General features: G+C 58.2%; 11 protein-coding genes. 4 read left to right on the top strand and 7 right to left on the bottom strand.

Going from position 1 to position 13,609, the window contains the following annotated elements; all coding sequences use genetic code 11:
- Together hemH and FOY96_RS16595 are read left to right on the top strand one after the other, a co-directional pair.
- On the top strand, nucleotides 1-963 hold the full coding sequence (gene hemH, locus FOY96_RS16600) for a ferrochelatase (protein ID WP_033144798.1): 963 nt from the start codon (nucleotides 1-3) through the stop codon (nucleotides 961-963).
- A gap of 62 nt (nucleotides 964-1,025) precedes the next feature.
- On the top strand, nucleotides 1,026-2,330 hold the full coding sequence (locus FOY96_RS16595) for an inosine/guanosine kinase (protein ID WP_029741032.1): 1,305 nt from the start codon (nucleotides 1,026-1,028) through the stop codon (nucleotides 2,328-2,330).
- 282 nt (nucleotides 2,331-2,612) lie between these two features.
- Here FOY96_RS16595 and ybaL read toward each other — a convergent pair whose 3' ends face one another.
- Together ybaL and FOY96_RS16585 are read right to left on the bottom strand one after the other, a co-directional pair.
- Complete coding sequence (gene ybaL, locus FOY96_RS16590) at nucleotides 2,613-4,289, bottom strand: YbaL family putative K(+) efflux transporter (RefSeq protein WP_047061258.1); 1,677 nt, start codon at nucleotides 4,287-4,289, stop codon at nucleotides 2,613-2,615.
- 229 nt (nucleotides 4,290-4,518) lie between these two features.
- Nucleotides 4,519-5,727, bottom strand: coding sequence for an MFS transporter (locus FOY96_RS16585; protein ID WP_143347454.1), 1,209 nt, complete (start codon nucleotides 5,725-5,727; stop codon nucleotides 4,519-4,521).
- Between the two features lie 169 nt (nucleotides 5,728-5,896).
- Between FOY96_RS16585 and ushA the strand changes: the two genes are divergently transcribed.
- Nucleotides 5,897-7,549, top strand: a complete 1,653-nt coding sequence (ushA, locus tag FOY96_RS16580; protein WP_143347453.1) for a bifunctional UDP-sugar hydrolase/5'-nucleotidase UshA — start codon at nucleotides 5,897-5,899, stop codon at nucleotides 7,547-7,549.
- Nucleotides 7,550-7,670: 121 nt separating this feature from the next.
- Here the strand turns inward: ushA and ybaK are convergent, their stop codons facing one another.
- The 3 genes from ybaK to copA form a co-directional block, all read right to left on the bottom strand.
- The gene (ybaK, locus tag FOY96_RS16575) at nucleotides 7,671-8,150 is read right to left on the bottom strand and encodes a Cys-tRNA(Pro)/Cys-tRNA(Cys) deacylase YbaK (protein WP_023310615.1); all 480 of its coding nucleotides are present in this window, start codon (nucleotides 8,148-8,150) and stop codon (nucleotides 7,671-7,673) included.
- Nucleotides 8,151-8,349: 199 nt separating this feature from the next.
- The gene (locus tag FOY96_RS16570; protein ID WP_143347452.1) at nucleotides 8,350-9,144 is read right to left on the bottom strand and encodes a TraB/GumN family protein; all 795 of its coding nucleotides are present in this window, start codon (nucleotides 9,142-9,144) and stop codon (nucleotides 8,350-8,352) included.
- A 50-nt stretch (nucleotides 9,145-9,194) separates the two neighbouring features.
- A complete protein-coding gene (gene copA, locus FOY96_RS16565; protein ID WP_143347451.1) occupies nucleotides 9,195-11,693 on the bottom strand; it encodes a copper-exporting P-type ATPase CopA in 2,499 nt (832 codons plus the stop codon).
- A gap of 108 nt (nucleotides 11,694-11,801) precedes the next feature.
- Between copA and cueR the strand changes: the two genes are divergently transcribed.
- Nucleotides 11,802-12,212, top strand: a complete 411-nt coding sequence (cueR, locus tag FOY96_RS16560; RefSeq protein WP_039263976.1) for a Cu(I)-responsive transcriptional regulator — start codon at nucleotides 11,802-11,804, stop codon at nucleotides 12,210-12,212.
- Here cueR and FOY96_RS16555 read toward each other — a convergent pair.
- On the bottom strand, nucleotides 12,209-12,661 hold the full coding sequence (locus FOY96_RS16555; RefSeq protein ID WP_023310619.1) for an NfeD family protein: 453 nt from the start codon (nucleotides 12,659-12,661) through the stop codon (nucleotides 12,209-12,211). The two genes, cueR and FOY96_RS16555, sit on opposite strands and share 4 nt — an antisense overlap.
- Nucleotides 12,658-13,572, bottom strand: a complete 915-nt coding sequence (locus FOY96_RS16550; protein ID WP_023310620.1) for an SPFH domain-containing protein — start codon at nucleotides 13,570-13,572, stop codon at nucleotides 12,658-12,660. The genes FOY96_RS16555 and FOY96_RS16550 overlap by 4 nt, the downstream gene beginning before the upstream one ends.
- Nucleotides 13,573-13,609 lie beyond the last annotated feature (37 nt).

Here is a 13,609-nt window from a genome sequence, read left to right as displayed (position 1 = left end):
ATGAGTCAGGCGAAAACCGGCATCCTGCTTGCCAATCTGGGCACTCCAGAAGCACCTACATCAGACGCGGTAAAACGCTACCTGCGACAATTTTTAAGCGACACGCGCGTCGTGGATTTCCCGAGACTGCTGTGGTGGCCGCTGCTGCGTGGCGTCATTCTGCCGATTCGTTCCCCGCGCGTCGCCAAACTCTATCAGTCCGTCTGGATGGAAGAGGGCTCGCCGCTGATGGTTTACAGCCGTCGTCAGGAAAAAGCGCTGGCCGCCCGACTGCCGGATATGCCCGTCGCGCTCGGCATGAGCTACGGAAAACCGTCCCTGCAAAGCGCGGTGGAATCCCTGCTGGCGCAGGGCGTGGACCATATCGTCGTGCTGGCGCTCTACCCGCAGTACTCCTGCTCGACGGTGGCCGCCGTCTGGGACGAGCTGGCCCGCATTCTGGCGACCCGCCGCCGTATTCCGGGCGTGACTTTTATTCGCGACTACGCGGATAACGATCTCTACATCCAGGCGCTTGCCAACAGCGCGCGCGCGTCGTTTGAAAAGCACGGCGAGCCGGATCTGCTGCTGCTCTCCTATCACGGGATCCCGCAGCGTTTCGCCAATGAAGGGGATGATTATCCGCAGCGCTGCCGCGATACTACGCGCGAGCTGGTTTCCGCCCTTGGCCTGCCGCCGGAGAAGGTGATGATGACCTTCCAGTCGCGCTTCGGTCGCGAGCCGTGGCTGACGCCTTATACCGATGAAACCCTCAAAATGCTGGGTGAGAAGGGCGTGAAGCACATTCAGGTGATGTCGCCGGGCTTCTCGGCAGACTGTCTGGAAACGCTGGAGGAGATCGCGGTGCAAAACCGGGAATTTTTCCTTGAGGCTGGCGGCGAAAAGTATGAGTACATTCCGGCGCTTAACGACTCGCCTGAGCATATCGATATGATGGTCTCGCTGGTAACGAACAGCCGCTGATCGCACTCCGGGCCGGGTTTGTGCTACCATTCCCGGCCCATATTCTTCGTACAGTTCAGACCATGAAATTTCCCGGTAAACGCAAATCCAAACACTACTTCCCCGTCGATGCCCGCGACCCGCTCCTGCAGCAAATCCAGCCAGAAAACGAAACCAGCGCGGCATGGGTCGTCGGTATCGATCAGACGCTGGTGGACATTGAAGCGAAAGTGGATGATGCGTTTGTCGCCCGTTACGGTCTGAGCGCCGGTCACTCGCTGGTGATTGAGGACGACGTTGCCGAAGCGCTGTATCAGGAGCTGGTGCGCGAAAACCTGATTACCCATCAGTTCGCCGGTGGCACCATCGGCAATACCATGCACAACTACTCCGTGCTGGCCGACGACCGCTCGGTGCTGCTCGGCGTGATGTGCAGCAATATCGAAATCGGTGGCTATGCCTACCGCTATCTCTGCAACACCTCCAGCCGTACCGATCTGAACTACCTTCAGGGCGTCGACGGGCCTATTGGCCGCTGCTTTACGCTGATTAGCGATTCCGGCGAGCGTACTTTTGCCATCAGCCCGGGTCATATGAATAAGCTGCGCGCCGAGAGTATTCCGGAAGAGGTGATCGCGGGCGCCTCGGCGCTGGTGCTGACTTCCTATCTGGTGCGCTGTAAGCCGGGCGAGCCGATGCCGGAAGCGACCATGAAAGCGATCGAGTACGCGAAGAAATACAACGTGCCGGTCGTTCTGACGCTGGGCACGAAATTCGTTATCGCCGATAACCCGGAGTGGTGGCAGGCGTTCCTGAAAGAGCACGTCTCGATTCTGGCAATGAACGAAGAAGAGGCCGAAGCGCTGACCGGCGAAAGCGATCCGCTGCTGGCGTCTGACAAAGCGCTGGACTGGGTGGATCTGGTGCTCTGCACCGCCGGCCCGGTTGGGCTCTATATGGCGGGCTTCACGGAAGAAGAGAGCAAACGCAAAACCCAGCACCCGCTGCTGCCCGGTGCGATTGCCGAGTTCAACCAGTACGAGTTCAGCCGCGGCATGCGCTACAAAGATTGCGTGAATCCGCTGCGTATCTACTCTCATATCGCGCCGTATATGGGCGGGCCGGAGAAGATCATGAACACCAACGGTGCGGGCGACGGCGCGCTGGCCGCACTGCTGCACGACATCACCGCGAACGCCTACCATAAAACCAACGTGCCGAACTCCAGCAAGCACAAGTTCAGCTGGCTGACCTATTCCTCGCTGGCACAGGTGTGTAAATATGCCAACCGCGTGAGCTATCAGGTACTGAACCAGCACTCCCCGCGCTTAACGCGTGGGCTGCCGGAACGTGAAGACAGCCTCGAAGAGGCTTACTGGGACAGGTAAAAGCAAAACGGCAACCCTGGTTGCCGTTTTTAGTGTTTGTTCCCTCTCCCTGTGGGAGAGGGTCAGGGTGAGGGCATCAGGCCGCACAAGGTAAAAGCAAAACGGCAACCTGTGGTTGCCGTTTTTAGTGTTTGTTCCCTCTCCTCGTGGGAGAGGGCCAGGGTGAGGGCATCAGGCCGCACAAGGTAAAAGCAAAACGGCAACCTGTGGTTGCCGTTTTTAGTGTTCGTTCCCTCTCCCTGTGGGAGAGGGTCAGGGTGAGGGCATCAGGCCGCACCAAACTTACCCCGTCACCCCTTCTTCAACCGGCGGTTTCTCCAGCAGCGTCAGCATCGTATTCGCAATCTCGCGCTCGCCCATCACCACCTTATTCGCACCGCGTTCGGTAATGTACTCCACCTCGTCGTCATAGTGCGCCCGGGCGATAATCTCAATCGTTGGGCACTTCTCGCGCGCGGAGGCCACAATTTCGCCCGCTTCATAGCCGTTAGGTATGGTCAGCAGCAGCCAGCGCGCGCAGTCCAGGTGCGCCAGATTCATGATCTCTTCGTTTGCCGCATTGCCCAGTACCGCACGAATACCGCGCTCGCGCAGCTCGTCGACGCGGGTGCGTGAGGTCTCAATCACCACCAGCGGAATGCCCTGCGCCATCAGCTTCTCACCGAGCAGGCTGCCCACGCGGCCAAAGCCGACCAGCAGGGCGTGATTGCAAATATCCACCGGGATCTGCTTCTCTTCTTCGATGGCCTCTTCCAGCGTCTGTTCTTCCAGCGTTTCGGTTTTATCGAGGTATTTTTCCAGCAGGGCAAACAGCACCGGGTTCAGCATAATCGACAGAATCGCCCCCGCCAGCACCAGGTTTTGCCCCGCCTGCGGCAGCAGGTTCAGGGCCATGCCCAGACCGGCCAGAATAAAGGCGAACTCACCGATCTGCGCCAGGCTGGCGGCGATGGTCAACGCCGTGCGCGGGGAGTGGCCGAACATCCGCACCAGGAAGAAGGCGGCAAGCGACTTACCAAAGATGATGATCGCCAGCGTGCCCAGCACGGCCAGCGGCTGGTGAATCAGGACCATCGGGTCAAACAGCATCCCGACGGAGACGAAGAACAGCACGGCGAAGGCATCGCGCAGCGGCAGAGTGTCATGCGCCGCGCGGTGGCTCAGCTCGGACTCGTTCAGCACCATCCCGGCGAAGAACGCGCCCAGGGCAAAGGAGACATCAAACAGCTCTACGGCACCAAAAGCGATACCCAGCGCCAGCGCCAGCACGGAGAGGGTAAACAGCTCGCGTGAGCCGGTTGCCGCGCTGCGGGACATGATCCACGGCACCAGACGGCGTCCCACCAGCATCATGATGGCGATAAACGCCACCACCTTACCGATGGTGATACTCATATCCAGCGCCAGCGAGGCAAAGCCGACGTTGTCTTTTTCCATCATCCCGGCGACGGCTGGCAGCAGCACCAGCGTCAACACCATGACCAGGTCTTCAACAATCAGCCAGCCTATCGCGATTTGCCCGCGCTGGCTGTCTATCAGCTGTCTCTCTTCAAGCGCGCGCAGCAGCACCACGGTACTGGCGGTTGAGAGACACAGCCCAAATACGATACCGGTCATTAACGACCAGCCCAGCACCGCCGAAAGCGCCATCCCCAGCAGCGTCGCCACCCCAATCTGGGCGATCGCTCCCGGTATGGCGATCGACTTTACCGCCATCAGATCCTTCAGGGAGAAGTGCAGGCCGACGCCAAACATCAGCAGAATCACGCCCAATTCCGCCAGCTCAGGGGCCAGCTTGGTATCCGCCACGAAGCCTGGCGTAAAGGGTCCCGCCAGTACACCCGCTAACAGATAGCCGACAAGAGGAGAAATACGCAGCTTATTGGCTATCATGCCGAGGATAAAAGCGAGCACAAGTCCACCAACAATGGTGGTGATAAGCGGTGTGGCGTGGTGCATTCCGTCTCCTTTCGTTGTGGGTGTTCCTTTTTGGCGAAAACCAAAAAACCGAGTAATAGTTTATGACAATTTTTACCCTTATGTTTATGAATTATTGTTGAAGTTTGAATAAAACAGCAATATGCCCGTAAAAAAGCGCGTTTTGATAAATTCAGCGAGGGTAAGAAGAAGAAACCCTTATGGCATCAGGGTATCAGGTAGCCAAAGTAAAACTTTGGCTACCCGTAATTTACGCTTTATGACGGTTATCAGGCAGGAATATGGTCAACATCCCAAGAAGTGGCAGGAAAGCGCAGATTTTATAGACCAGGAAGATGCTGGTGTGATCCGCCACTATCCCCAACACCGCCGCTCCAAGCCCGCCCATGCCGAAGGCGAAACCGAAAAAGAGCCCGGAAACCATACCGATACGGCCAGGCAGCAGCTCCTGGGCATAGACCAGAATGGCGGAAAAGGCGGATGCGAGGATAAAACCAATGATCACGGTTAAAATCCCCGTCCATTCAAGGCTCGCATACGGCAAAATAAGGGTAAACGGCGCCACGCCGAGGATAGAGCCCCAAATGACATATTTACGCCCAATCTTATCACCCACAGGCCCGCCAATGACCGTGCCGGCCGCGACGGCGAACAGGAAGGCAAACAGGTGGATCTGCGCATTCTGTACCGATAATCCGAATTTTTGCATCAGATAAAAGGTGTAATAGCTGCTGATGCTCGCCATATAGAAGTATTTCGAGAAAATCAGTACCAGCAGCACGGAAACCGCCAGGATAACCTTGTTGCGCGGAAGGGGATTGATAACCTTCGCTTTAGGTTTACCTTTATTCACGCGATGCTGAGCGGCATACCAGCGGCTGATCTGCGCCAGCACGATGATCGCCAGCAGCGCGGCCAGTACAAACCAGGCCACGTTGCCTTTACCGTAAGGGGCAATAATCACCGCGGCCAGCAGCGGGCCGAGAGAGCTACCAAAGTTACCGCCCACCTGGAAGAGAGACTGCGCCAGACCGTGACGGCCCCCTGAAGCCATACGCGCCACGCGCGAGGACTCCGGATGGAAGACGGACGATCCGGTGCCCACCAGCGCGGCGGCAACCAACACCGCTTCAAAACTCCCCGCCATGGCCAGCAGCACCAGCCCGCTTAAGGTAAAGCACATGCCGATCGGCAGCGACCACGGCATCGGGTATTTATCCGTCCAGTAGCCCACCACCGGCTGCAGCAGTGAGGAAGCCAGCTGGAAGGTCAGGGTGATCATCCCGATCTGCACGAACGTTAACGAAAACTCGGACTGCAGCAGCGGATAAATGGCCAGAATCAACGACTGGATCATGTCGTTGAGCAGGTGCGAGAGACTGATTGCGCCTAAGACTTTAAAGGAGGTGCGCGACGCCGGCGCGCCCGGAACGGGCTGGGTTGATTCACTGATTGCCATAGAGAGAAGTACCACGTTTTTCGTTATTAGAGATGCAGGGTGTAATTATTATCCGACTAACATACCCGTCCGGGACATTTGAAGAAAGTCGCAATTCTGAAAACTTATTTGTCTATTCTTGTTAGTCACTGTAATTTTTGCCTTTGTCTATTGGTCAGGGAGAGAGAAGATGAAGTTTATGAAGCGGGGCGTCGCGCTGGCGCTCATCGCCGCATGGGGCCTGGTAAGCCTGCCCGCGCAGGCGTATGAAAAAGACAAAACCTATAAAATCACCATTCTGCATACCAACGATCACCACGGTCATTTCTGGCGCAGCGAATACGGCGAATATGGCCTGTCGGCGCAAAAAACGCTGGTGGACGGCATTCGTAAAGAGGTGTCTGCCCAGGGCGGCAGCGTGCTGCTGCTGTCGGGTGGCGATATCAATACCGGCGTGCCGGAATCCGATTTACAGGACGCGGAACCTGATTTTCGCGGCATGAACCTGATTGGCTACGATGCGATGGCCGTGGGTAACCACGAGTTCGATAATCCGCTGACCGTGCTGCGTCAGCAGGAAAAATGGGCCAAATTCCCCTTCCTCTCCGCCAATATTTACCAGAAAAGCACCGGCGAACGCCTGTTTAAGCCGTGGGCGCTTTTTAAGCGTCAGGATCTGAAGATCGCGGTCATCGGCTTAACCACTGACGATACGGCGAAAATTGGTAACCCCGAGTTCTTTACCGATATCGAATTCCGCAAACCGGCAGACGAAGCGAAGCTGGTGATTCAGGAGCTGCAGCAAAACGAGAAGCCGGACGTGATTATCGCCACCACGCACATGGGGCACTACGACAACGGCGAGCACGGTTCTAACGCGCCCGGCGACGTGGAAATGGCGCGCAGCCTGCCCGCGGGCTCGCTGGCAATGATTGTGGGCGGTCACTCACAGGATCCGGTGTGTATGGCCTCGGAGAACAAAAAGCAGGTGGACTACGTGCCGGGCACGCCGTGCGCGCCGGACCGTCAGAACGGTATCTGGATTGTTCAGGCGCACGAGTGGGGCAAATACGTCGGCCGGGCGGATTTCGAGTTCCGTAACGGCGAGATGAAGCTGGTCCATTATCAGCTCATCCCGGTCAACCTGAAGAAGAAAGTCACCTACCCGGACGGGAAAAGCGAGCGCGTACTTTACACGCCAGAGATTCCAGAAAACCAGCAGATGCTCTCCCTGCTGACGCCGTTCCAGAACAAAGGCAAGGCGCAGCTGGACGTGAAGATCGGCACGCTGAACGGTCGTCTGGAGGGGGACCGCAGTAAAGTTCGCTTCGTGCAGACCAACATGGGCCACCTGGTGCTGGCGGCGCAAATGGCGCGCACCGGCGCTGACTTCGGCGTGATGAGCGGCGGCGGTATTCGTGATTCCATCGAGGGCGGAAACATTACCTATAAAGACGTCCTGAAGGTGCAGCCGTTCGGCAACGTGGTGGTTTATGCGGACATGAGCGGGAAAGAGGTGATTGACTACCTGACCGCCGTGGCGCAGATGAAGCCGGATTCCGGGGCCTATCCGCAGTTTGCCAACGTCAGCTTTGTGGCGAAAGACGGCAAGCTTAACGACCTGAAGATCAAAGGCGAACCGGTTGACCCGGCCAAAACGTACCGTCTGGCGACGTTAAGCTTTAACGCCACCGGCGGCGACGGCTATCCGCATATCGATAATAAACCGGGATACGTGAATACCGGCTTTATCGATGCGGAAGTGCTGAAGCAGTTCATCGAGCAGAATTCACCGATTGACGTGAATGCGTACGAGCCGAAGGGTGAGGTGAGCTGGCAGTAGTGGTGTGCGGCCTGATGCCCTCACCCCAACCCTCTCCCACCGGGAGAGGGCGCGAACACAAAAAACGGTAACGCCTGTTACCGTTTTGCTTTTACCTCGCAGCCGCCACCGGGCAATTTTCTCAATCCCGGCGCGCAATATCCGCAAACTTCGCGTCCAGCATTTTCGCCAGGTCGCCCGCCGCCAGCTCGATATCCAGCCCGCGTTTGCCGCCGGATATAAAGATGGTTTCAAACTCCTGCGAAGGGGCATCAATCAGCGTCGGCAGGCGTTTTTTCTGCCCGAGCGGACTGATCCCGCCCACCAGATAGCCCGTGGTGCGTTGCGCCACCATCGGATCCGCCATATCCACCTTCTTCGCCCCCAGGGCTTTGGCGACTTTCTTCAGATCCAGCTGTCCCGCCACCGGAGTAACCGCGACGGCGAGGTGTTTCATATCGCCATTCACCGCCACCAGCAGCGTTTTATAAACCTGGTCAGCATTCAGCCCCAGCTTGCGCACCACTTCATCACCAAAGTTAGTTTCATTCGGATCGTGATCGTAAGTGTGGATCCGGAAAGAAATGTTGTTTTTTTCGAGTAATTTAACGGCGGGAGTCATAGCTATCCTTCTTACGACAGACAAATCATGCCATCAGCATACGCCTGACGTTTGTCTAAAAAATAGCACCATCTTGCGCAATAGTATTGGCAGTGATGGTCACTTTGAGCGACAATCGGCTCAACCGAAGGTCTCCTTCGGCATAATAAAAACGATGAAATTCCTCTTTGACGGGCCAATAGAAATATTGGCCATTTTTTTATTTCAACAGTGACGGCAAATTCCCTTCTCCGTACAAATGTAACGCCCCAACCGCCACCACGTAATGCCCCGCGGGCAAAGCATGCAGCGTCTGCCGCCAGGCTTTGTTGCGCGCATTCATCAGCACATCATACAGCGATTCGCTGAAGGTCGACGGTAACGCCAACTTACCGTCCTCAGGCGGCGCGTCCAGCCACCAGCCAATCATGGTCTGCAGCAGGCGCGCGTTGGTGTGCCAGTGGGTCAACGTATCATCCAGCAGCATCAGGCCGTCGTCGGGAAGCTGGCGCAGAAGCGCAATCTGGCTGTCCGTCCCTTCCAGCTCGATGACGGGCAGGCTGCGGGCCCTTGCCGCGTTCAGCAACTGGTAATCAATGCCGTAGTCACCGCGCAGTCCCAGACGCTGCGCCTGCGTAGCCTGCAGCACCATCGCAATTTGCCAGAGCGGCAGGGTGTCAATCATGGAGAGCGACACGCCGGTTTCATCCGCGACGCGCGTCAGTTCCGCAAGCCGGGGATCATCCAGACGTTCCGCCAGAGTGAGATCGCTTTCCAGCCCGACAAACGGCGACTCCTGACCCGAAATGTCCGCCTCAACGACCAGCGCGTCGGCGCGTTTTAGCAGTTTAATCAGGCCGGGTGGCAGGGGAGACATATCCTGCGTACCCATATGAATACTGCCGACCAGATGCAGGTGCTGCCCGCCGGGGAGAGAGATATCCAGACCGGGCCAGGCATAACGGCGAGGAAAGAGGGCGCGAAACGATGCTTTTATACGATTAAACAGACCCATACGCGCTCCATGAATGGAAAGGTTCATGCTAGCGCGTACGGGTACAAGGTTCAATCCTTCGGTTTAAAGCGCAGCAGGCGGTTGGCGTTGCTCACCACGGTAATGGAGGAGAGCGCCATCGCCGCGCCCGCGACCACCGGGTTAAGCAGCGTGCCGGTCAGTGGCCACAGAATACCGGCCGCGATTGGGATACCGAGGGTGTTATAGACGAACGCTCCCAGCAGGTTCTGCTTCATGTTGCGCAGCGTGGCTTTTGAAATGGCCAGCGCGTCGGCAACGCCCATCAGGCTATGGCGCATCAGCGTAATGGCAGCGGTTTCGATGGCGACATCGCTCCCGCCGCCCATGGCAATCCCCACGTCCGCCTGGGCCAGCGCCGGGGCATCGTTGATGCCGTCGCCGACCATCGCCACCTGACGGCCCTGACTTTGCAGTTTCTTGATGGCGTCCGCTTTCCCGTCCGGCAGTACGCCTGCAATGACCTCATCAATTCCGGCTTCTTTCGCGATGGCGTTGGCCGTTGTCGGATTGTCCCCGGTCAGCATCACCAGACGATAGCCCGCGCGGTGCAGACGCTGCAGGGCGTCCACGCTGTCCTGGCGAAGCGGATCGCGCACGGCCAGCAGCGCGGCGGCTTTGCCATCCACCGCCAGCAGAACCGGCGTGGCGCCCTGAGACGCCTGCGCCTTCAGCTCGCTTTCCAGCGCGGCGGTATCAATACCATTTTCATTGAGCAATGCCTGGTTGCCCAGCAGCAGCGCGTGGCCTTCTGCTTCACCGCTGACGCCGAGCCCGCGCAGGGTGCGGAAATTGCTGACCTGCGGCAGGGCAGAAGCATTCGCTTTATCGAGAATGGCGCGCGCCAGCGGATGGCTGGATCCTTGCTCCAGCGCGGCGGCGAGGCGCAGCGCCTCCTCTTGCGCAATGCCTGCGGTAGTGACGGCCACCACCTGCGGTTTGCCTTCGGTCAGCGTCCCGGTTTTATCAAACACCAGCGTGTCGAGGGTGCTGGCCCGCTGCAGCGCGTCCGCATCCCGTACCAGTACGCCAAATTCGGCCGCGCGGCCTACGCCGGAGATAATCGACATTGGGGTCGCCAGGCCAAGGGCGCAAGGACAGGCGATGATCAGCACCGTAGTGGCAATCACCAGGGTGTAAACAATCTGCGGTGCCGGGCCGAAGAAATACCAGATCGCCGCGCTCAGCAGGGCAATGCCGACCACCACCGGCACAAAAATGGCCGAGATTCTGTCAGCAAGCTGGCCAATTTCCGGCTTGCTGCTCTGCGCCTGGCGCACCATGCGGATGATACGCGACAGCGTCGTGTGGCTGCCGACGGCGCTGGCGGTAAACAGCACGCTGCCGTCCTGCACAACCGTACCGGCATGAACGGCGTCGCCGTCTGATTTCTGCTGAGGGATAGGCTCGCCGGTCAGCATCGCTTCATCCAGCCAGGCTTCGCCCTGGGTTATCTTGCCGTCAACGGGAACGCGATCGCCCGTCGTCAGGCGCAGCGTCATGCCGGGCTGAACTTCCGCCAGCGGGACGCTTTTCTCCCCCTCGTCCGTGACCACGCGGGCCGTCGGCGGGGTTAAATCAAGCAATCTTTCCAGCGCTTTCGAGGAGCGCTGGCGGGCGCGGGCTTCCAGCATGTGGCCCAGATTAATCAGGCCGATAATCATCGCGCTGGCTTCATAATAGAGATGGCGCGCCTCCATCGGGAACCACTGCGGCCAGACGTTCACGCTCATCGAATAGAGCCACGCCGCGCCGGTTCCGAGCGCCACCAGCGTATCCATCGTCGCGGTGCGGTTTTTCAGGCTCTTCCAGGCGCTGGTATAGAAATGCCCGCCTGCAAACACCATCACCGCAAGAGTAATCAGACCAATCACCAGCCACAGCGTGCGGTTGTCGTCGGTGACCATCATGTTGTCACCCATCATGCCCCACACCATCACCGGAATACCCACCAGCAGGGCGACAATCGCCTGCCAGCGGAAGCGCTTCATGGTGGCGATAGCCGTTTCCTGCTGGCGCTCGCGGCGCTCGGCATCATCTTCGATGGCCTCCGCCCCGTAGCCCGCTTTCTCAACGGCCTGCACTAAATCTGCGGCGGAGGCGCTGCCCATCACCAGCGCAGTGCGCTCCGCGAGGTTTACCCGTGCCTGCGCAACGCCCGGTACGGCCTGCAAGGCGTTTTGTACCCGGGAGACGCAGCTGGCGCAGCTCATGCCGTTGATCAGCAGCTGTTGGCTGTCGTCAATATCATCAGCTGCCGGAAGCTCAGGAGTGGCCGCTGTCAGTGCTTCCGACGGGGATGATGACTCTGCCAGCGGTTTAGCCTTTGGGTGGCTTAACTCCGCCCCGTAACCGGCCTGCTTGATGGTATCGATCAGCGCATCCGCGCTGGCGCTGCCGGTCACGGCGGCATGATCGATAGTCACGTCAGCGCTTTCAACGTCAGGGCGCTGTTCCAGGCTTTCTTTAACGCGTTTGACGCAGTGGCCGCAGGAGAGGCCGTCCAGCGTCAGGTCGATAGTGTGAGACATAGTAAAACTCCCGTATAATGATCTGGTCAGTTGTTGACCGATACAGTGCTTTTCACTGACTGTTATAAAGGTTAAACCTTCCATCAAGGGGAAGGTCAAGGGGGAAATGTGAATATCAGTGACGTGGCAAAAAAAACCGGCTTAACCAGCAAGGCAATCCGCTTTTATGAAGAGAAGGGGCTGGTAACGCCACCGCTGCGCAGTGAAAACGGCTACCGCAGCTACACGCAGCTGCATCTGGATGAACTGACGCTGCTGCGCCAGGCAAGACAGGTGGGGTTTAATCTGGAAGAGTGCGGCGAGCTGGTGAACCTGTTTAACGATCCGAAGCGTCACAGCGCCGACGTGAAAAAACGCACGCTGGAAAAAGTGGCCGAGATCGAACGCCACATCATCGAGCTGCAGGCGATGCGCGAACAGCTGCTGCAGCTCGCGGAATCCTGTCCGGGGGATGACAGCGCCGACTGCCCGATTATCGATAATCTTGCCGGCTGCTGTCATCGTAAGGCCTCTGTCTAACAGGCCTTCACCCGCAGGGTAATGCCTTCCACCGCAATGACCTCAACCCGCGTGCCGGCGCTGAGGTCGTCGTCGGCGACTACCGGCCACGAGCTGTCGCCCACGCGCATGTGCCCGCGTCCGTTTACCAGCGCGGTGTCGAGCGTAAAACGCTTGCCGACAATCTGCTGTCCGCGCTGGTTGAGGTGCGCGTCCAGCGGCTTCTGCTCGTTAACCCGCCGGTTTAGCCAGCGCCACCACAGCCACGCGGCCACCAGCGTGAGCACGGCAAATAGCGCACCCTGCCACGCCCAGTCCAGGGGAAGGATCCAGACCAGAAGGCCCGTAATGACGGCGGCAACACCGCTCCAGAGCAGGTAGCCGTTGCCGCCCAGCATCTCCGCCGCCAGCAATAAGCCGCCGAGGCTTAGCCAGAAGGCATGAGGATGTGCAGCGATCAGCTCAATCATTTTTTACGCTCGTTTCCGCTGTCTTTAATCAGTTCGGCAATACCGGCGATAGAGCCCATCAGGCTGCTGGCCTCCAGCGGCATCATCACCACTTTGCTGTTGTTCGCCGAGCCGATCTGTTTCAGCGCGTCGGTATATTTTTGCGCGACAAAGTAGTTCACGGCCTGGATATCGCCGGCGGCAATCGCTTCGGACACCATCTGAGTGGCGCGGGCTTCCGCCTCGGCCGAACGTTCACGCGCTTCTGCCTGTAAGAATGCGGACTGACGATCGCCTTCCGCTTTCAGGATCTGCGACTGTTTTTCCCCTTCCGCTTTGAGGATCTCCGCCTGGCGTACCCCTTCGGCTTCCAGAATGTAGGCACGCTTGGTTCGCTCGGCCTTCATCTGGGCGTTCATGGAGGCGATCAGCTCCGCCGGCGGACGCACGTCGCGGATTTCAATACGGGTGACTTTGATCCCCCACGGGTTCGTTGCTTCATCGACAATGTGCAGCAGGCGGGTGTTGATGCTGTCGCGCTGGGAAAGCATTTCGTCCAGCTCCATCGAGCCGAGCACGGTACGGATGTTGGTCATCGTCAGGTTGACGATCGCCAGCTCCAGGTTGCTGACCTCATAGGCCGCTTTCGGCGCATCAATCACCTGAATAAAGCAGACGGCGTCGATGGTGACGTTGGCGTTATCCTTGGAGATGATCTCCTGAGAAGGAATGTCCAGTACCTGCTCCATCATGTTGATCTTGCGACCAATCCGATCCATGAACGGAACAATCAGGCTTAAGCCTGGCTGGAGGGTATTGGTGTAGCGACCGAAACGCTCGACGGTCCACTGATAGCCCTGAGGGACAATTTTGACGCCTGCGCCCACAATAACCAGCGCAACGAAAATAAGGACAGGAACAACGATAAGCATAAAAACCTCCTGTTTTGCATGCTGTGATGAGTGAAAG

It is taken from the genome of Enterobacter asburiae, assembly GCF_007035645.1.
GTDB classification, from domain to species: Bacteria; Pseudomonadota; Gammaproteobacteria; order Enterobacterales; family Enterobacteriaceae; genus Enterobacter; species Enterobacter asburiae_B.
Note: the sequence above shows the minus strand (reverse complement) of the source record. Positions and strands in the feature narration are given on the sequence as shown.

Coding starts and splice junctions, on each gene's coding strand:
- hemH (WP_033144798.1), top strand. CDS start 1: ATGAGTCAGGCGAAAACCGGCATCCTGCTTGCCAATCTGGGCACTCCA.
- FOY96_RS16595 (WP_029741032.1), top strand. CDS start 1,026: ATGAAATTTCCCGGTAAACGCAAATCCAAACACTACTTCCCCGTCGAT.
- ybaL (WP_047061258.1), bottom strand. CDS start 4,289: ATGCACCACGCCACACCGCTTATCACCACCATTGTTGGTGGACTTGTG.
- FOY96_RS16585 (WP_143347454.1), bottom strand. CDS start 5,727: ATGGCAATCAGTGAATCAACCCAGCCCGTTCCGGGCGCGCCGGCGTCG.
- ushA (WP_143347453.1), top strand. CDS start 5,897: ATGAAGTTTATGAAGCGGGGCGTCGCGCTGGCGCTCATCGCCGCATGG.
- ybaK (WP_023310615.1), bottom strand. CDS start 8,150: ATGACTCCCGCCGTTAAATTACTCGAAAAAAACAACATTTCTTTCCGG.
- FOY96_RS16570 (WP_143347452.1), bottom strand. CDS start 9,144: ATGGGTCTGTTTAATCGTATAAAAGCATCGTTTCGCGCCCTCTTTCCT.
- copA (WP_143347451.1), bottom strand. CDS start 11,693: ATGTCTCACACTATCGACCTGACGCTGGACGGCCTCTCCTGCGGCCAC.
- FOY96_RS16555 (WP_023310619.1), bottom strand. CDS start 12,661: ATGATTGAGCTGATCGCTGCACATCCTCATGCCTTCTGGCTAAGCCTC.
- FOY96_RS16550 (WP_023310620.1), bottom strand. CDS start 13,572: ATGCTTATCGTTGTTCCTGTCCTTATTTTCGTTGCGCTGGTTATTGTG.